The organism is Microbispora rosea (genome assembly GCF_900156315.1).
GTDB lineage: Bacteria > Actinomycetota > Actinomycetes > Streptosporangiales > Streptosporangiaceae > Microbispora > Microbispora rosea.
Window position 1 is genome coordinate 298962 of record NZ_FTNI01000001.1, and the last position, 18209, is coordinate 317170.

The 18209-nt window shown below is 71.4% G+C and carries 17 protein-coding genes; 12 read left to right on the top strand and 5 right to left on the bottom strand.

The window, feature by feature from the left end:
- The first annotated feature begins 90 nt into the window (after window positions 1-90).
- From BXA11_RS01400 to thiE, 4 genes are all read left to right on the top strand, one after another.
- The gene (locus tag BXA11_RS01400; protein ID WP_076432060.1) at window positions 91-630 is read left to right on the top strand and encodes a dihydrofolate reductase family protein; all 540 of its coding nucleotides are present in this window, start codon (window positions 91-93) and stop codon (window positions 628-630) included.
- Between the two features lie 148 nt (window positions 631-778).
- On the top strand, window positions 779-1957 hold the full coding sequence (locus BXA11_RS01405) for an NAD(P)/FAD-dependent oxidoreductase (protein ID WP_030508966.1): 1179 nt from the start codon (window positions 779-781) through the stop codon (window positions 1955-1957).
- Window positions 1958-2000: 43 nt separating this feature from the next.
- Window positions 2001-2375, top strand: a complete 375-nt coding sequence (locus BXA11_RS01410; protein WP_030508967.1) for an Rv2175c family DNA-binding protein — start codon at window positions 2001-2003, stop codon at window positions 2373-2375.
- Between the two features lie 28 nt (window positions 2376-2403).
- The gene (thiE, locus tag BXA11_RS01415; RefSeq protein WP_076432062.1) at window positions 2404-3057 is read left to right on the top strand and encodes a thiamine phosphate synthase; all 654 of its coding nucleotides are present in this window, start codon (window positions 2404-2406) and stop codon (window positions 3055-3057) included.
- A 58-nt stretch (window positions 3058-3115) separates the two neighbouring features.
- Here thiE and BXA11_RS01420 read toward each other — a convergent pair whose 3' ends face one another.
- A complete protein-coding gene (locus tag BXA11_RS01420; protein WP_030508969.1) occupies window positions 3116-4183 on the bottom strand; it encodes a polyprenyl synthetase family protein in 1068 nt (355 codons plus the stop codon).
- Window positions 4184-4323: 140 nt separating this feature from the next.
- On the opposite strand from BXA11_RS01420, the gene metF reads away from it, so the two are divergent.
- Entirely contained in the window at window positions 4324-5253 is a 930-nt protein-coding gene (gene metF, locus BXA11_RS01425; RefSeq protein ID WP_076432064.1) for a methylenetetrahydrofolate reductase [NAD(P)H], read from the top strand.
- A gap of 15 nt (window positions 5254-5268) precedes the next feature.
- Here the strand turns inward: metF and BXA11_RS01430 are convergent, their stop codons facing one another.
- Both BXA11_RS01430 and BXA11_RS01435 read right to left on the bottom strand, forming a co-directional pair.
- Window positions 5269-5847 (bottom strand): GNAT family N-acetyltransferase, encoded by a 579-nt coding sequence (locus BXA11_RS01430; RefSeq protein ID WP_076432066.1) that lies wholly within the window; start codon window positions 5845-5847, stop codon window positions 5269-5271.
- Window positions 5848-5891: 44 nt separating this feature from the next.
- Complete coding sequence (locus BXA11_RS01435) at window positions 5892-6368, bottom strand: YbaK/EbsC family protein (protein WP_030508972.1); 477 nt, start codon at window positions 6366-6368, stop codon at window positions 5892-5894.
- Window positions 6369-6494: 126 nt separating this feature from the next.
- On the opposite strand from BXA11_RS01435, the gene BXA11_RS01440 reads away from it, so the two are divergent.
- Both BXA11_RS01440 and BXA11_RS01445 read left to right on the top strand, forming a co-directional pair.
- On the top strand, window positions 6495-7382 hold the full coding sequence (locus BXA11_RS01440; protein WP_239104814.1) for a L,D-transpeptidase family protein: 888 nt from the start codon (window positions 6495-6497) through the stop codon (window positions 7380-7382).
- A gap of 401 nt (window positions 7383-7783) precedes the next feature.
- Complete coding sequence (locus BXA11_RS01445; protein WP_076432068.1) at window positions 7784-8221, top strand: SAV_6107 family HEPN domain-containing protein; 438 nt, start codon at window positions 7784-7786, stop codon at window positions 8219-8221.
- 223 nt (window positions 8222-8444) lie between these two features.
- Here BXA11_RS01445 and BXA11_RS01450 read toward each other — a convergent pair whose 3' ends face one another.
- Both BXA11_RS01450 and bldD read right to left on the bottom strand, forming a co-directional pair.
- The gene (locus BXA11_RS01450) at window positions 8445-9689 is read right to left on the bottom strand and encodes an arginine deiminase (RefSeq protein WP_076432070.1); all 1245 of its coding nucleotides are present in this window, start codon (window positions 9687-9689) and stop codon (window positions 8445-8447) included.
- Window positions 9690-9892: 203 nt separating this feature from the next.
- Complete coding sequence (bldD, locus tag BXA11_RS01455; protein ID WP_030508976.1) at window positions 9893-10387, bottom strand: transcriptional regulator BldD; 495 nt, start codon at window positions 10385-10387, stop codon at window positions 9893-9895.
- A gap of 488 nt (window positions 10388-10875) precedes the next feature.
- On the opposite strand from bldD, the gene pyrR reads away from it, so the two are divergent.
- The 5 genes from pyrR to carB are packed head-to-tail and all read left to right on the top strand — an operon-like array spanning window position 10876 to window position 18079.
- Complete coding sequence (gene pyrR, locus BXA11_RS01460; RefSeq protein ID WP_030508977.1) at window positions 10876-11433, top strand: bifunctional pyr operon transcriptional regulator/uracil phosphoribosyltransferase PyrR; 558 nt, start codon at window positions 10876-10878, stop codon at window positions 11431-11433.
- Window positions 11430-12365 carry an aspartate carbamoyltransferase catalytic subunit gene (locus tag BXA11_RS01465; RefSeq protein ID WP_030508978.1) on the top strand — a complete coding sequence of 312 codons (936 nt, stop codon included), beginning with the start codon at window positions 11430-11432 and terminating at the stop codon, window positions 12363-12365. Before pyrR ends, BXA11_RS01465 begins: the two co-directional genes overlap by 4 nt.
- A 26-nt stretch (window positions 12366-12391) precedes the next feature.
- On the top strand, window positions 12392-13693 hold the full coding sequence (locus BXA11_RS01470) for a dihydroorotase (RefSeq protein ID WP_076432072.1): 1302 nt from the start codon (window positions 12392-12394) through the stop codon (window positions 13691-13693).
- Entirely contained in the window at window positions 13690-14808 is a 1119-nt protein-coding gene (gene carA / locus BXA11_RS01475; RefSeq protein ID WP_030508980.1) for a glutamine-hydrolyzing carbamoyl-phosphate synthase small subunit, read from the top strand. The genes BXA11_RS01470 and carA overlap by 4 nt, the downstream gene beginning before the upstream one ends.
- On the top strand, window positions 14801-18079 hold the full coding sequence (gene carB / locus BXA11_RS01480) for a carbamoyl-phosphate synthase large subunit (protein WP_030508981.1): 3279 nt from the start codon (window positions 14801-14803) through the stop codon (window positions 18077-18079). The genes carA and carB overlap by 8 nt, the downstream gene beginning before the upstream one ends.
- Window positions 18080-18209 lie beyond the last annotated feature (130 nt).

The following is an 18209-nucleotide window of genomic DNA, read 5'->3' on the forward strand; positions in this document are numbered from 1 at the left end:
CCTATAACGGGCGATCGCCGGACCGATGAGTACGGGGGCCGGCCGCCGTCATAGGAGACCGGACGTTCAACGACTCTGCGGAGGCACCTCATGGCCACGATGCTGTATTCGGCCACCATGTCCCTGGACGGCTTCATCGCCGGGCCGGGCGGCGACATGTCCTGGCTGACCGAATATCTCGGGCCCAATCCGGACGCGGACGGGCTCGTCGGCGACATCGGCGCGCTACTCGTCGGCAACCGCACCTTCCGCGGCGACGACCCGAACCGCGGCACCCCGAAGGAGGGCGCGTTCGGCGGCGCGTGGAGCGGGCCGCAGATCGTGCTCACCCACGACGTCCCGGCCGCGCCGGTGCCCGGCGTGACCTTCGTGACGGACCTCGGCGCCGCCGTCGAGGCGGCCAGGGCGGCCGCCGGGGACAGGTATGTCAACGTGCTCGGCGCCGACGTCGCCGCGCAGTGCCTCGACGCGGGCCTGCTCGACGAGATATTCGTGTGCGTGGCGCCCGTGATGCTCGGCGACGGCGTCCGGCTGTTCTCCCGCCCCGGCGGGGCCCGGGTCCGGCTCGAACGGACCGGCGTCTCGCATGTGCCGCACGCGACGAACATCCGGCTGCGCGTGCTCCGGTGAGAACGCGCGGTGGGAAGACGCGGTGGGAAGGCGCGGTGAAAGGCGCGGGGCTCACAATGCGGGCCCCCGTGGAAGTGCGCGTCAATTACCCAACTCGTTATGGGGGCCCCGTTGGCCAGGGCCCCCGTTGACAATCTATGGTCAAGCTGTGGATCACGTCGTGGTGGTGGGTGCCGGCCTGGCCGGCGTGCGAAGCATCGAGGCGTTGAGGTTCCGTGGGTTCACCGGACGCATCACGCTCATCGGCGAGGAACACCATCGCCCCTATGACCGGCCGCCGCTGTCGAAGGCGGTGCTGCTCGGAGAGACCGACTCCACCGTGGTCGACTCCGACCTCGACGCCCTCGACGTACGGCTGTGTCTCGGCACGGCGGCCAAGGGCCTGCGCGACGGCGTGCTGGAGACGACCGAGGGCGAGCTGGAATACGACGGCCTGGTCATCGCCACCGGCGCCACGCCGATCCGCCTGCGCGGGGAGGGCCGTCAGCACGTGCTGCGCACGATCGAGGACGCGCTCGCGCTGCGCGAGCGGCTGGTCCCCGGCGCCCGCGTGGCCGTCGTCGGGGCCGGCTGGATCGGCGCGGAGGTCGCGACCGCGGCGGCCAGGGCCGGTTGCGCGGTGACCGTCGTGGAAGCGGGGGAGAGCCCGCTCGCCGTGGCCCTCGGGCCCGCCGTGGGCAGCCACACCACCGGCTGGTACGCGCAGGCGGGCGTCGAGCTGCGCCTCGGGGCGCTGGTCGGCACCGTGGACCCCGACGGCCTGACGCTCATGTCCGGCGCCCGGGTGCCGGCCGACGTGGTCGTGACCGGCGTCGGAGTGCGCCCGGCCGTCGACTGGCTGAAGGGGTCGGCGGTCCGGGTCGACGACGGGGTGGTGGTCGACGAGCACCTGCGCACATCGCTGCCCAACGTGGTCGCGGTGGGCGACTGCGCGAGCTGGTGGTCGCGCAGGTTCGGCTCCCGGCTGCGCGTCGAGCACTGGGACACCGCGCTCCAGGCCCCCGACGTGGCCGCCGCCACCCTGCTGGGCGGGGAGGCGGTCTACGACCCCGTGCCGTACTTCTGGTCCGAGCAGTTCGGTCACATGGTGCAGTTCGCCGGTCACCGGGAGGCCGGCGACCGCATGGTGCTGCGCGGCGACCCGCGCAGGGACGCGAAGTGGGCGGTGTGCTGGCTGACGGCGGACGACCGGCTCGCCGCGGTGCTCACCGTCGACCGGCCGCGCGACGTGGTGCAGGGCCGGAAGATCGTCGAGGGCGGTCAGCGGCTCGATCCCCTGCGGGTGGTGGATCCGGCCCGGCCGCTACGCGACTGCATTATGGCCTAATCAAGGTGTTTCCCGGCAGCGCGTATGTGGTAATGGTGGTTCCGTGACGCTTACTGTTGCGCAGATCGACCGGGAGACCGACCAACTGGTAGGGGAGTGGCTCCCCCTCTCGGAGGCCGCCAAGAAGCTGGGACTCAACGTCGGCCGCGCCAAGCAGCTCCTCAAGGACAAGAAGCTCGTCGGCGTCCGGCGGGGTGGCGGCGAGCCGCAGATCCCGGCGGTGTTCATCGTGGACGGCGAGGTGCTCAAGGGCCTGCCCGGCACGCTCACCGTCCTGTCCGACGCCGGGTACGACGAGGTGGAGTCGATCCGGTGGTTGTTCACCCCGGACGACTCGCTGCCCGGGGCCCCGATCGACGCGATCGTGAAGGGCCGGCACACCGAGGTCAAGCGCAGGGCCCAGGCCCTCGGCTTCTGACCCCGCCGCCGCATGGCATTGTGGTCGGGTGGACGACATCCGGCGAAAGCGGCTCGCGCAGGCCAGGCTCTACCTCTGCACTGACGGCAGGAGGGACCGCGGCGACCTGGAGAAATTCCTCGACGCGGTCCTGTCCGGCGGGGTGGACATCGTGCAGCTCAGGGAGAAGGGCCTGGAGGCGCGCGAGGAGCTGGACCTGCTCGAGGTCTTCCGCGCGGCCTGCGACAGGCACGGTGCGCTGCTGGCGGTCAACGACCGGGCGGATGTGGCCTACGCCGCCCGGCCCGACATCCTGCACCTCGGCCAGGACGACCTCCCGGTCCCGGTGGCGCGGGAGATCCTCGGTCCCGATGTCCTCGTCGGCAGGTCCACGCACTCGGCGGCCGAGGCGTCGGCCGCCGCCGTGGAGCCGGGCGTGGACTACTTCTGCTGCGGGCCGATCTGGCCCACGCCCACCAAGCCCGGCCGCCCGGCGCCCGGCCCCGCGCTGCTGGAGCATGCCGCGGGCCTGGGCGCCGACCGGCCGTGGTTCGGCATCGGCGGCATCGACCTGGGCAACCTCGACGAGGTGATGGCGCACGGCGTGCGCCGCGCCGTGGTCGTCCGGGCGATCACCGAGGCCGACGATCCGGGCGCCGCCGCCGCCGCGCTCAAGGCCCGGCTGTCCGCCGTCCCGCTCTGAGCAGGACGCTCGCGTCGGGTACGGCGGAACACGCGTCGGCTACGGCGGGCCGCGCGCCTCAGGTGCGGCGCGACGTGGCGGCCACGGCCAGGGCGGCCAGTGCCGTGCGGGCCTCCTCCTCGATCGGCGCCTGGCCGAGGGCGTGCAGCGCGTCGTCGAGGTAGCGCTTGATCATGCCTTCGCACGCGGCCAGCGCGCCGGTCTCCTCGATCACCGCGCGCAGCCGCCCGACCCCGTCGGCGTCCAGCTCGGGGTCGCCGAGCAGGTCCCGTACGACCGCCGTCTGGGCGGGGGTGGCCGAGGCGAGAGCACGCGCGATCAGGACGGTCCGCTTGCCCTCGCGAAGGTCGTCCCCGGCGGGCTTGCCGGTCTCCGCCGGGTCGCCGAACACGCCGAGGATGTCGTCGCGGAGCTGGAAGGCGATGCCCACCTGCTGGCCGTACTGCACGCAGAGCCGGTCGATCCAGGCGTGGTTGGCCTGAGCGGCGAGGACGAGCCCGAGCCGGAGCGGCTGCTCGACCGAGTATTTGCCGCTCTTGTACAGCGCCACCCGCAGCGCGCTGTCGAACGTGCTCTCCCCCTGGGCCTGTTCGAGCAGGTCGAGATACTGCCCGCACATCAGCTCGGTGAGCATGTAGTCGTGCATCGGCTGGGCGACGGCGATCGCCTCGGGCGCCAGGCCGCTGTTGCGCCACATCTCCCCGGACCACACCAGCAGCAGGTTGCCCAGCAGCACCGCCGAGCCCTCGCCGAACTGCCGGGCCGAGCCGAGCCAGCCCGCCTCGGCGTGTATCCGTTCGAACCGGCGGTGCGCCGACGGCATGCCCCGGCGCACGTCGCTCGCGTCCATCACGTCGTCGTGGATGAGCGCGCTGGCCTGCAGGAGTTCCAGTGAGGCGGCGGCGAAGCGCAGGCCCGGTTCGTCGCCTCCTCCGGCGGCGCGCCAGCCCCAGTAGCAGAAGGCGGGCCGCAGTCTCTTGCCGCCGGCCAGGAAATCCTCCGCGGCGGACAGCAGGACGGCCAGATGAGGGTCACTGAAGTGTGGTCGCTGCCGGTCGAGGAACTCCCGGAGTGCGAGGTCCACCTCCGTACGGATGGAATCGAGCGAGGCGGCGGAAGCGGTCATGTTCTGAGACTAACCGGGGTTGATCCAGACACCCATCAGCAGATCCCCTCCAAGTGGGCCAACTCGCTCTGATAGGGCAAATGTCCACATAGCAAGACCGTGACGGTCGCGAAAACCGCCATCGCTGTACCCTTGCCGGTATGGCTCTCGGTCTGCCCTCGCGGCTTCCTGATCGCGTCCCGACGGTCCGCGAACTGCTGGCCGCGGGCGAGCGCTCGTTCTCGTTCGAGTTCCTCCCGCCGAAGACCGACGAGGGGGAGCGGCAGCTGTGGCGGGCGATCCGTGAGCTGGAGGCGCTGCGCCCGACGTTCGTCTCCGTGACCTACGGCGCCGGCGGCTCGACCCGGGACCGCACGGTGGACATCGTCGAACGGCTGGCGCACGAGACGACGCTGACCCCCGTCGCCCACTTCACCGCGGTCGACCACTCCATCCGCGAGCTGCGCCACCTCGTCGGCAGGTTCGCCGACGCGGGCGTGCGCAACATCCTCGCCGTACGCGGCGATCCGCGCGGCGGCAACCCCCTGGACGAGTGGGTCAAGCACCCGGAGGGCGTCCTGTACGCCGAGGATCTGGTGCGGCTGATCCGCCAGGCGGGCGACTTCTGCGTGGGGGTGGCGGCCTTCCCGTACAAGCACCCCAGGTCGGCGACCATCGAGTCGGACACGAAGTATTTCGTGCAGAAGTGCCGGGCCGGCGCGGACTACGCGATCACGCAGATGTTCTTCAGGGCCGAGGACTACCTGCGGTTGCGCGACCGCGTGGCGGCCCACGGGTGCGACACCCCGATCATCCCGGGCATCATGCCCGTCACGCAGATGAGCACGATCGCCCGGTCGGAGCAGCTGTCCGGCGCGCCGTTCCCGCCGGAGGTGGCCGAGCGGTTCGCGGCCGTCGCCGACGACCCGGCCGCGGTCCGCCGTCTCGGGATCGAGCACGCCATCGAGATGTGCCAGAAGCTCCTCGACGAGGGCGCTCCCGGCATCCACTTCGTCACCTTCAACCGGTCGAGCGCGACCCGCGAGGTGTTCCAGGCGCTGCACAGCGTGCCCGCCGCCGTCACCGGCTGAGCCCGGCCGGTCGCGTTAGCCTTCCGCGGCCTCGCGGACCTCGCTGCCGGCCAGCGGCAGCCGCACCCCGGCGATGACGTACTCCTCGTAGCCGCCGGGGAAGACGAACCGGGTCATCAGGTCGGCGAACCCGACGTCCCGGTAGAGGTGCCGGGCCACCGTGGGGGCGTCGTGCGTCGACAGCACGGCCGTACGCTCCGGGCGGCCCTCGCACAGCGTGTGGATCAGCCGCCGGCCGATGCCCCGGCCCTGGTGCTCGGGGCGCACGTGGACCTCGGCGATCTCCAGGGCGTCGCCGAACCAGTCGTTCGCCACCACCGGCCCGGCCCGGTCCTGCAGCGCCCCGCGCACGACGTCATGCCACCACTGCCCCTGGCCGCCGTGGAAGCCGTACGCGAAGCCGGCGATGGCGGAGGTCTGCGTGTCCTCCGCGAGCACGCAGTCGAAGTCGGGATAGGTGGCGTGGTTGCGCATGATCGCCATGCGGCCCGCCAGCTGGTCCGACGGCGGGCGCATGGCGACCGTGTAAATGTCCAGCACGGTGTCCAGCACAGCCCTGAACTCGTCAGGCCCCACCCGTAGCAGTCGGATCACTCGTCGCACACTAGCAAAACGACGCCGGACCGGTCCGGCAGGTGTCACTCCACCTCTGCGGGCGTGCCCCCGGTGATGCGCAGCAGCTCGTCGTAGGACGCGGGGAAGACGGTGTGGGGGTGCCCGGCGGCGGCCCATACGACGTGGTGCTTGCTCAGCCAGGTGTCCACCAGCGTCCGTACGGGCGCGGGGTGCCCGATCGGGGCGACGCCGCCGATGGGCTGCCCGGTGTGCTCGCGGACGAACTCCGGCGTGGCCCGCCGCACCTTCGCCGCGCCCACGAGCCGCGCGATCAGATCGGTGTTCACGCGGTGGGCGCCGCTGGTCAGCACCAGCAGCGGCGCGCCGTCCGCGTCGAAGATCAGGCTGTTGGCGATCGCGCCGACCTCGCAGCCGAGCTGGGCCGCCGCCGTGGCGGCCGTCGGCGCGGCCTCGTCGAGCACGACGACCTCGCCCGTCACCGCGTGAGCCCGCAGGGCCTCCTGAACCCGGACGACGTTCGGATGCAACTTTTCTGCCACCTGGTCACTCTAAACGGATTGCCAGGACATACGCGGCCGATTATGGCCACTTACGATCACGCGGCTCACAATCAGTCCGTAAGGTGAGTCCTTTGATCGAGAAACGGGCTTATGAGGGGGTTGGTCATGATGAGGGGTCGACGGCGACTGCTCGTCGCGGTCGGGGCCGCGACGTTCGCGACGGCCTTCGCGGCCACCGGCGTCGCCGGCACGGCGCAGGCGCGCACCGTCGTGCCGGCGGGGGTCGTGACCACGGGGACCGCGCTCCCGGCGCTCCCGGCGCTCCCGGCGTCCGCGGAGTCCTCGGCGCTCACGGCGCTCACGGCGCGAGGGGCCGTCCCCGCCCGCGCCACCGGTTACCCGGCGTTCACCGCGCCGGGCAAGACGCTCAAGCTCGGCGCCAAGGGCTCCGCCGTGAAGGCGCTGCAGGCCCGGCTCAAGGAGCTCGGGTACGTGCCCGGCAGCGTCGACGGCCGGTACGGCGGGGCCACGCTGACGGCGGTCTGGGCGTTCCAGAAGGTGCAGGGGATCACGCCGACCAGCACGGTCGCCGCCCGCACCTGGAGGGCGCTGGAGAACCCCCGGGCGCCCAAGGTCCTGGTGCCCAGGGGCAAGGCGACCCGCGTCGAGGTGAACCTGACCAAGCAGGTGATGGTTCTGTACCGGGGTGGCGCGCCGGTGCTGATCAGCCACATCTCCAGCGGCAGCGGCATCCCCTACACCGAGTACGCCACCTGGAACGGCAAGCGGCAGCGGTTCTCCGGCAGCGCCCGCACGCCGACCGGCGACTACAAGACCACCTGGCGGGTCAAGGGCTGGCACCGGTCCTACCTCGGGCAGCTCTACAACCCCATCTTCTTCAACGGCGGCATCGCGCTCCACGGCGCGCTGTCGGTGCCGCTCTACCCGGCGTCGCACGGCTGCGTGCGGCTGCCCATGAACGTGGCCGAGATGCTGCCGGGCATGCTCGGCAAGGGCGTCCCGGTGCACGTCAGGGGCGCCTTCAGGCGCTAGCTCCCCACCCGGAGGGGCCCCGGGCGACACTGTCGCTCGGGGCCCCTCCGTCGTCTCCGGCCCCGCGTCGAACGCGGTCCTCGAACATGTATTCGTTGACAGCCTTGACAGGGGGCATGATCGAATCTATGTTCGATGGAGTGGGCGTGGGACTCGCGGCTCGCGCCCACCCCGTCGGATTCGTGCCTTCGTCGTCGGCGGAGACGGATGCGGCACGGCCCGCGGCGTGGGCCGGACGGGGAGAGGGGAAGCTCCTCGTCCGGCCGCCCACGGGAGGCTGAGAAAGCGCCGGGTGATCTCGAGCGGTCGGGATCTCCCGGCCGGCGAAATTGTCGGTGCGGTCTGCGACTGTGAAGTCACCGGCGACCTTCGCCGGAGTGCCACGACTCAAGGAGGCGGGCATGACTGAGCAGAACGACGATCAGAAGAGCGGGCCCCGGCTCTCGCAGGCGGTTCTGGCACACCTCGCGGACGCCAGGGCCTGCCTCGCGGACGCCACCGTCGGGCCCACTCCGGCGGACCGCTACGTGTCGGCCCACCTGGCGGCCCTCCGTGCGGCCGCCGGGATCCTCGCGGCCCGTCCGCGGCCGATGGACGGCCGCAGGCGGCGGCTGCGCAGCGCCTGGGAGCTGCTCCCCGAGGCCGAGCCCAAGCTCGCGGACTGGGCGGCCTACTTCGCGGTGAGCGCGACCAAACGCGCGGCGGCCGAGGCCGGCATGGTCCGAGCCGTCACGCAGAACGACGCGGAGGAAATCATAGCGGAGGCGGACAGGTTCGTGGGCGAGGTCGAATCGATCCTCGGCCTGCCCGGCCGCCCCACCCTGCCCATGGCCGGCTGAGCCCATGGCCGGCTGACGCCGCATCCTGGGCCGTGCGCCGCACCGGTGATCGAGCCGGACCGGTGGGCCGGCAGGAGCCGACGGCCGTGGCGCTGGTGGAGGCCTACCAGGTCATCGCGGTGATCGATGGGCTGGATGAGATCGGCTCCCGCCTGCAAACCGCGGGGGAGACAGAGCGACTCGGGCTGTGGTCACATCGCGGCCGGCATGATCGTGGCGGAGGTCAGACGGGGTCGCGCTCCAGGGGGCAGCTCATGCACCGCGGCCCGCCGCGTCCGCGGCCGAGCTCGCTGCCCCGGATGGTGATGACCTCGATGCCGTGCCTGCGCAGGTGGTTGTTGGTCGTGGTGTTGCGCTCGTAGGCCACGACCACGCCGGGTTCGAGCGCCAGCACGTTGCAGCCGTCGTCCCACTGCTCGCGCTCGGCCGCGTGCACGTCCTGCGTCGGCGTGAGGACCTTGATGTCGTCGAGGCCGAGGGCCCGGGCGATCGCCTTGTGCATGTCCTCCGGCGGGTGGTCGGTGACCTTCAGCTCCTTGTCGGTGTCGCCCGGCTCCACCGTGTAGGACGGCAGCATGCCGAGCCCGGCGTACTTGGTGAACACGCCCACGTCGACGTTGGTCATCACGGTGTCGAGGTGCATGAACGCACGGGTCTTGGGCAGGTCGAGCGCCACGATGCGGGTCGCCGACCCCGCCCGGAACAGGTTGGTCGCCAGCATCTCCACGGCCTGCGGCTGGGTGCGCTCGCTCACCCCGACGAGCACGACGCCGTCGCCGAGCACCAGGACGTCGCCCCCCTCGACGGTGGCCGGAGCCATGCGCACGCCCTCGTACCAGACGTTGAAGCCGCCGCCGTCCGGGTTGCCGTACCCCGAGGCGAACAGCGGGTGCCACCGGTAGACCGCCTCGTAGTTGACGGTCTCCCGCCTGCGCGCCTTCTTGCGCATCGGATTGATCGAGACCCCGTCGTACACCCAGCAGGAGGTGTCGCGGGCGAACAGGTGGTTGGGCAGCGGCGGGAGGACGAAGTCGTCCACGCCGAGCGTGTGGAACGCGATGGAGCCCGGGTCGCAGCCCAGCTCAAGGATCTCGCGTTTGGTGATCCCGCCGGTCAGCAGCGGCGCGAGCGCGTCCGCGTCGAGCGCGTCGAGCGCGTTGCGGATCGCGTCGGCGGCCAGCGGGCCGAACCAGTGCTCGTCGACGCTGCCGTCGAGGATGTGCTTGCGCGCGTCGGGGATCTCGATCACCTCGCGCAGGAGGTCGCCGAGGTGGTGCACTTCGACGCCGCGCCCGGCGAGCACCTCGCACCACTCCCGGTGCTCCTCCAGTGCGCGCTGCACCCACAGCACGTCGTCGAACAGCAGGCCGTCCTTGTTGCCCGGGGTGAGCCGCTTGAGCGCGAGTTCGGGTATGTCCACCAGAACCCGGCGAAGCCTGCCCACCTCGGAGCCCACGTAAAACGTCATGTCCTGCCTATCCCCGCAGGGCGGGAATCAGTCGTACCGGCGGCTCCCCGTTGCGGAGGCGCCGCCCGTGACGACGGTGTGTCCGGTGGCCGGCGCCGACGCGCCGCCCGGGCCACACGCGGCAGGGCTCGGCCCGTCGGACACGGCCCGTGCCGGAGAAGCCGGACATCGTCACGGGAGCCGCGTACGGACCGGGCGGGAGGTCAGAAGGACTCGACGGCGCGGCGGGCCTCCGCGTCGAGCACACCCCAGTGGATGAACTCCTCGGTCAGCTCGACCGGCGACTTGTCATAGATGACCGCGAGCGAGCGCAGGTCCTCCTGCCGGATGGACAACACCTTGCCGTTGTAGTCGCCCCGCTGGCTCTGGATGGTTGCGGCGTAGCGGGCAAGCGGGCCGGCCTTGTCCTTGGGCAACTGCGACAGGCGCTCCAGGTCGATGACCAACTTGGGAGCGGGCGCAAGCGGACTGGGGGCGGCTCCGCCCGGAAGAAGCTCCGACACCGGCACTCCGTAGAAATCCGCGAGCTCGGCGAGCTTCTGCACGGTCACCGCGCGGTCGCCCCGCTCATAGGAGCCCACGACGACGGCCTTCCACCGTCCACGGGACTTCTCTTCCACACCGTGCAGGGACAGCCCCTGCTGGGTTCGGATGGCGCGCAGGCGCGCGCCCAGCGACTTGGCGTAGTCAGACGGCATCGTGTGGCCCCCGGCTTTCTATGTCTCTTCTCACTTGATTGTGCGTCCTTGTCCTAAGCGTTCCGAACACCGGGGTTGGTGCCGTGACCGGCACCTTCGGTGACCGCTGCGTCGGGTTTTACCCAGGAAGGTCGCGTGTTGTGGTTACGGACAGTGACGGTAAAGCCGACACTCCCAAAGGTCAAGCTGATTGGAAAAAAGAGCGTGAAACAGTGCTCTCACCGAAATCACCGACACCCGGTGCGATGCGGCTTCCGATCCCCGGCACGTCCCTCGCCCGTTCCCCCGGAACGTCCCCGCCGCGTCCGCGGAACGGCGCCGGAAGGCTCCAGGTCCCCGGCACGTCCTCGTCACGCCGAGGGCGAACGCCCCCCGCGGTGGCATCACCCCTGGCGGGAGGGGGGTTCGCAGACGGCCCTGATACTCTAAGCAGAACCGACACCCTTTTAAGACCCGTCCCGTGAGGCGGGAAAGGTGGTGACTTTTTGATGTCTGATGCCCGAAATCAGGCCCGCGCCGTTCTGGAGGGGCCCGACATCCACCGGGCGCTCACCCGGATCGCGCACGAGATCCTCGAACGCACCAGGGGCGCGGAGAGCGTCGTCCTGATCGGAATCCCCACCCGCGGCGCCACGCTCGCGCACCGCATCGCCGGGCGCATCGCGCAGTTCGAGGGGATCAAAGTCCCCGTCGGCGCCATCGACGTCACGATGTACCGCGACGACCTGCGCCTGCGGCCCGCGCGCCCGCTCGGCCGCACCGAACTGCCCCCGGACGGCGTGGACGGCAGGACCGTCGTCCTCGTGGACGACGTCCTCTACTCCGGCCGCACCGTGCGCGCCGCGCTCGACGCGCTGAACGACGTGGGCAGGCCCAGGGCCGTCCAGCTCGCCACGCTCGTCGACCGCGGCCACCGGGAGCTGCCGATCCGCGCCGACTACGTCGGCAAGAACCTGCCGACCTCCAAGAGCGAGAAGGTCAAGGTCTTCCTGGAGGAGACGGACGGGCGCGACGCGGTCGTGCTCATCAAGGAGGACGACCGATGAAGCATCACCTGATCTCGACCGGCGACCTCACCCGCGACGACGCGCTCCTCATCCTCGACACGGCCGAGGAGCTGGCGCGGGTCTCGCAGCGGTCCATCAAGAAGCTGCCGACGCTGCGCGGCCGCACGGTGGTGAACCTCTTCTTCGAGGACTCCACCCGGACCCGCATCTCCTTCGAGGCCGCGGCCAAGCGCCTGTCGGCCGATGTGATCAACTTCTCGGCCAAGGGGTCGAGCGTGTCCAAGGGCGAGTCGCTGAAGGACACCGCGCTCACCCTGGAGGCGATGGGGGCCGACGCGGTGGTGATCCGGCACAGCGCCTCGGGCGCGCCGCACCGCCTGGCCACCTGGGTGCGCGGCAGCGTGGTCAACGCCGGGGACGGCACCCACGAGCACCCCACCCAGGCGCTGCTCGACGCCTTCAGCATCCGCCGCCGGCTGGGCCGGCTGGAGGGCCTGAAGGTCGCCGTCGTGGGCGACGTGCTGCACAGCCGGGTCGCCCGGTCCAACGTGCTGCTGCTGCACACGCTCGGCGCGGAGGTGACGCTGGTCGCCCCGCCGACCCTGCTGCCGGTGGCGGTCGAGACCTGGCCCTGCCAGGTCTCCTACGACCTCGACGCCGTGCTGCCCAAGTCGGACGTCGTGATGATGCTGCGGGTCCAGCTGGAGCGGATGAACGCGGCCTACTTCCCCTCGGCGCGGGAGTACAGCCGCCGCTACGGCCTCGACCGCGACCGCTTCGCCCGCCTGCACGACGACGCCATCGTCATGCACCCCGGCCCGATGAACCGCGGCATGGAGATCTCCGCGGAGGTCGCCGACTCGCCGCGCTCGACGATCGTCGAGCAGGTCACCAACGGCGTGACGGTCCGGATGGCCGTCCTCTACCTGCTGCTCGGCGGTTCCGAGCCCGCGATCGGAGGCGCCGAATGAGCACGTACGACCTTCACGAGGGGACTGTGACCACCATCCTCATCAGGGGCGCCCGGATCCTGGGCGGCGCCCCGAGCGACATCCTGCTGCGCGACGGCGTCGTGGCGGAGACCGGCGACCTCGCGGGCGCGAAGGCCGGCCATACGGTCGACGCCGACGGGCTGATCGCCCTGCCCGGCCTGGTCGACCTGCACACCCACCTGCGCGAGCCCGGCCGGGAGGACGCCGAGACCGTCGAGACCGGCACCCAGGCCGCGGCGCGGGGCGGATACACCGCCGTCCACGCGATGGCGAACACCTCCCCGGTGGCCGACACCGCGGGCGTGGTGGAGCAGGTCTGGCGGCTCGGCCAGGAATTCGGGCACTGCGACGTGCAGCCCGTCGGCGCGGTGACCTCCGGCCTGGAGGGCCGCCAGCTGGCCGAGCTCGGCGCGATGGCGGACTCGGCGGCCCGCGTGCGGGTCTTCTCCGACGACGGCAAGTGCGTGTCCGACGCGGTCCTGATGCGCCGGGCACTGGAGTACGTCAAGGCGTTCGGCGGCGTCGTCGCCCAGCACGCCCAGGAGCCCAGGCTGACCGAGGGCGCCCAGCTCAACGAGGGCGAGGTGTCGGCCAGGCTCGGCCTGACCGGCTGGCCGGCGGTCGCCGAGGAGGCGATCATCGCGCGCGACTGCCTGCTCGCCGCGCACGTCGGCTCCCGGCTGCACGTCTGCCACGTCTCCACCGCGGGCTCCGTCGAGATCATCCGCTGGGCCAAGTCGAAGGGCTGGGACGTGACCGCCGAGGTCACCCCCCACCACCTGCTGCTGACCGACTCCTGCGCGGAGAGGTCGCCGCTCGGGCCGTACAACCCGATCTACAAGGTGAACCCGCCGCTGCGCACCGCCGACGACGTGCGGGCGCTGCGCGAGGCGCTGGCCGACGGCACGATCGACTGCGTGGCCACCGACCACGCGCCCCACCCGGTCGAGGACAAGGAGACCGAGTGGGGCGCGGCGGCCATGGGCATGATCGGCCTGGAGACGGCCCTGTCCGTGGTCCAGGAGGCCATGGTCGAGACCGGGCTGCTCGACTGGGCCGGCGTCGCCGACCGGATGTCCGCACGGCCGGCCAGGATCGGCCGGCTCGCCGGTCACGGCCGCCCGATCGAGGCCGGCGCCCCCGGCAACGTCACGCTGTACGACCCGTCGGTCCGGCAGCCCGTGGACCCGTCCGCGATGGCGTCGAAGAGCCGCAACACCCCCTACGAGGGGCTGACCCTGCCCGGCCGCGTCGTCGCCACGTTCCTGCGCGGCCGCCCCACCGTTCTCGAAGGGAAGCTCGTATGACAGCCCTGCTCGTGCTCGAGGACGGACGCGTCTTCGAGGGAACGCCGTACGGCGCCGTGGGCGAGACGTTCGGCGAGATGGTCTTCAACACCGGCATGACCGGCTACCAGGAGACGCTCACCGACCCCTCCTACCACCGCCAGATCGTGGCGATGACCGCCCCCCACATCGGCAACACCGGTGTCAACGACGAGGACCCCGAGTCCCGCAGGGTCTGGGTCGCGGGCTACGTGGTGCGCGAGCCGTCCCGGATCCCGTCGAACTGGCGTTCCCGCAGGACGCTCGACGACTACCTGCGCGACCAGGGCGTGGTCGGCATCGCGATGCCCGGCACCCGGGCTCTCACCCGCCACCTGCGCGAGCGCGGCGCGATGCGCGCGGGGATCTTCAGCGAGGGCGGCGAGCTCGCCGACCTGGTCGAGCGGGTGCGGCGCTCGCCCGGCATGGAGGGCGCCGACCTTGCCCGCGAGGTCAGCACGGCCGAGCCGTACGTCGTCCCGGCGCGTGGCCGCAAGCGCTTCACCGTCGCCGCGGTCGACCTGGGCATCAAGGCGATGACGCCGGAGCGGATGTCCGAGCGGGGCTGCGAGGTGCACGTGCTGCCCGCCACGGCCAAGGCGGCCGACATCCTCGCCCTCAACCCGGACGGCGTCTTCTTCTCCAACGGCCCTGGCGACCCCGCGACGGCCGATTACGCGGTCGAGTCGCTGCGCGAGGTGCTGGGCGAGGGCGTGCCGTTCTTCGGCATCTGCTTCGGCAACCAGATCCTCGGCCGGGCGCTCGGCCTCGGCACCTACAAGCTGCGCTACGGCCACCGCGGGGTGAACCAGCCGGTGCAGGACCGCAGGACCGGCAAGGTCGAGATCTCCGCGCACAACCACGGCTTCGCCGTGCGCGCGCCGCTCGACGGGCCCTTCGAGACCCCGTACGGCGCGGCCGAGGTCAGCCACGTCAACCTCAACGACGACTGCGTGGAGGGGCTGCGCCTGCTGGACCGCCCCGCGTTCAGCGTGCAGTACCACCCCGAGGCGGCCGCCGGCCCGCACGACGCCGCCTACCTGTTCGACGAGTTCTGCCAGCTGATGGACGACAAGAAGGGGGCCAAGGGTGCCTAAGCGTACGGACATCAGGTCCGTCATGGTGATCGGCTCCGGCCCGATCGTCATCGGACAGGCGTGCGAGTTCGACTACTCCGGCACCCAGGCCTGCCGCGTCCTGCGCAGTGAGGGCTTCCGGGTCATCCTCGTCAACAGCAACCCGGCCACGATCATGACGGACCCGGAGTTCGCCGACGCCACCTACGTCGAGCCGATCACGCCGGACATCGTCGAGAAGATCATCGCCAAGGAGCGGCCCGACGCGCTGCTGCCCACGCTGGGCGGCCAGACGGCGCTCAACACCGCCGTGGCGCTGCACGAGGCGGGCGTGCTCGACAAGTACGGCGTCGAGCTGATCGGCGCCGACATCGACGCCATCCAGGCGGGGGAGAACCGCGAGCGGTTCAAGGAGATCGTCGCCAAGGTCGCCGCCGAGCGCGGCCTCAACGCCGAGTCGGCGCGCAGCGCGATCTGTCACACGATGGACGAGTGCCTGCGCGCGGCCGGTGAGCTGGGATACCCCGTCGTCGTCCGCCCGAGCTTCACCATGGGCGGCGCCGGCTCCGGCTTCGCCCACGACGAGCACGAGCTGCGCCGCATCGCGGGCGCCGGCCTCGACGCGTCCCCGACCACCGAGGTGCTCCTGGAGGAGTCCATCCTCGGCTGGAAGGAGTACGAGCTGGAGGTCATGCGGGACCGCAACGACAACGTGGTCATCGTGTGCTCCATCGAGAACATCGACCCGATGGGCGTCCACACCGGCGACAGCGTGACGGTGGCGCCCGCGCTGACGCTGACCGACCGCGAGTACCAGAACATGCGCGACGTCGCGATCGCGGTCATTCGCGAGGTCGGCGTGGACACCGGCGGCTGCAACATCCAGTTCGCGGTCGACCCGGAGACCGGCCGGATGATCGTCATCGAGATGAACCCGCGCGTGTCGCGGTCGTCGGCGCTGGCGTCCAAGGCCACCGGCTTCCCGATCGCCAAGATCGCCGCCAAGCTCGCCATCGGCTACACCCTGGACGAGATCCCCAACGACATCACCAAGGAGACCCCGGCGTCGTTCGAGCCGTCGCTCGACTACATCGTGGTCAAGGTGCCGAGGTTCGCGTTCGAGAAGTTCGCCGGGGCCGACCAGACGCTGACCACCCACATGAAGTCGGTCGGCGAGGCGATGGCGATCGGCCGCTCCTTCCCCGAGGCGCTGCAGAAGGCGCTGCGGTCGATGGAGAAGAAGGGGTCGTCGTTCAGCTGGGCGGGCGAGCCCGGCGACCTGGACGAGCTCCTGGAGGCCTGTCGCAAGCCGCACGACGGACGGCTGCGCACCATGCAGCAGGCCATCAGGGCGGGCGCGACCCCCGAGCAGGTCCACGAGGCCACGTCGGTGGACCCGTGGTTCGTCGACCAGCTCTTCGCGATCGACGAGGTCGCCCGGTCGATCACCGCGCTCGACCGGCCCACCCTGGAGCTGGCCAAGCGGCACGGTTTCAGCGATGCGCAGATCGCCGAGATCCTGGGCGTGCCGGAGCCCGAGGTGCGGGCCACGCGCTACGAGTTCGGCGTCCGGCCCGTCTACAACACCGTGGACACCTGCGCCGCCGAGTTCGCCGCGCGCACGCCGTACCTCTACTCCACGTACGACGAGGAGACCGAGGTGCCGGTGGGGGACCGGCCCAAGGTGATCATCCTGGGCAGCGGGCCCAACCGCATCGGCCAGGGCATCGAGTTCGACTACGCCTGCGTGCACGCGTCGTTCGAGCTGGCCAGGGCCGGCTACGAGACCGTGATGGTCAACTGCAACCCCGAGACCGTCTCGACCGACTACGACACCTCCGACCGGCTCTACTTCGAGCCGCTCACGCTGGAGGACGTGCTGGAGGTCGTGCACGCCGAGCAGGAGACCGGGCCGGTGGTCGGCGTCATCGTGCAGCTCGGCGGGCAGACGCCGCTCGGGCTCGCCCAGGCGCTGAAGGACGCGGGGGTGCCCGTGGTCGGCACCTCGCCCGAGTCGATCCACCTCGCCGAGGACCGGGGCGCGTTCGGGCAGGTCCTCGCCGAGGCCGGGCTGCCCGCGCCCAGGCACGGCACCGCGACGACCGTGGAGGAGGCGCAGGCGGTCGCCGAGGAGATCGGCTACCCGGTGCTCGTGCGGCCGTCGTACGTGCTCGGCGGCGCCGGCATGGCCATCGTGTACGACGAGGACACCCTCGGGGCGTACATGGCGAAGGCGGCCTCCGAGCACCCGGTGCTCATCGACCGGTTCCTCGACGACGCCATCGAGATCGACGTGGACGCGCTGTTCGACGGCGAGGAGCTCTACCTCGGCGGCGTCATGGAGCACATCGAGGAGGCCGGCATCCACTCCGGCGACTCGGCGTGCGCCCTGCCGCCGATCACGCTGGGCGGCTTCGACATCAAGCGGATCCGCGCGGCCACCGAGGCCATCGCCCGAGGAGTGGGCGTGCGCGGCCTGCTCAACGTCCAGTACGCCATGGCCTCCAACGTGCTGTACGTCCTGGAGGCGAACCCGAGGGCCAGCCGCACGGTGCCGTTCGTGTCCAAGGCCACGGCGGTGCCGCTGGCCAAGGCGGCGGCGCGGCTGATGCTGGGCGCGACGATCGCCGAGCTGCGCGCCGAGGGCATGCTGCCGGCCGGCTACGACGGCGGCACGCTGCCGCTGGACGCGCCGGTCGCGGTCAAGGAGGCGGTGCTGCCGTTCAACCGGTTCCGCGGCGTGGACATCGTCCTCGGGCCGGAGATGCGCTCGACCGGCGAGGTCATGGGCATCGACGAGTTCTTCGGCACGGCCTTCGCCAAGTCGCAGTCGGCGGCGTACGGAGCGCTGCCGACCAAGGGACGGGCGTTCGTCTCGGTCGCGAACAAGGACAAGCGGGCCATGATCTTCCCCGTGAAGGCGCTCGCGGACCTCGGCTTCGAGATCCTGGCCACGGAGGGCACCGCCGAGGTGCTGCGCCGCAACGGCGTACGTGCCAAGATCGTGCGCAAGCACAGCGACGGGACGGGGCCCGACGGTGAGCCGACGATCGTGCGGCGCATCCTCGACGGAGAGGTGGACCTCATCGTGAACACCCCGTTCGGCAGCCCCGGCCAGGGCGGGCCGCGCCTGGACGGGTACGAGATCCGCACCGCCGCCGTCAACCGCGGCATCGCCTGCATCACGACCGTCCAGGGCCTGGCGGCGGCCGTGCAGGGCATCCAGCACATCGTCAGGGGCGACATCGACGTGCGTTCCCTCCAGGAACACGCCAGGAGGCTGCGAGACTGAACGCGGAGGGCGCGCTGGCAATCTGGACTGAGGAGCGAGGGGAGCGAGGTACGAGCGACCCGGAGCGACGAAGGAAGATGCCAGCCTAGGCGCCCGGAGCCGCGCGAGCGGAGCGAGCGCAAAGGAGTGG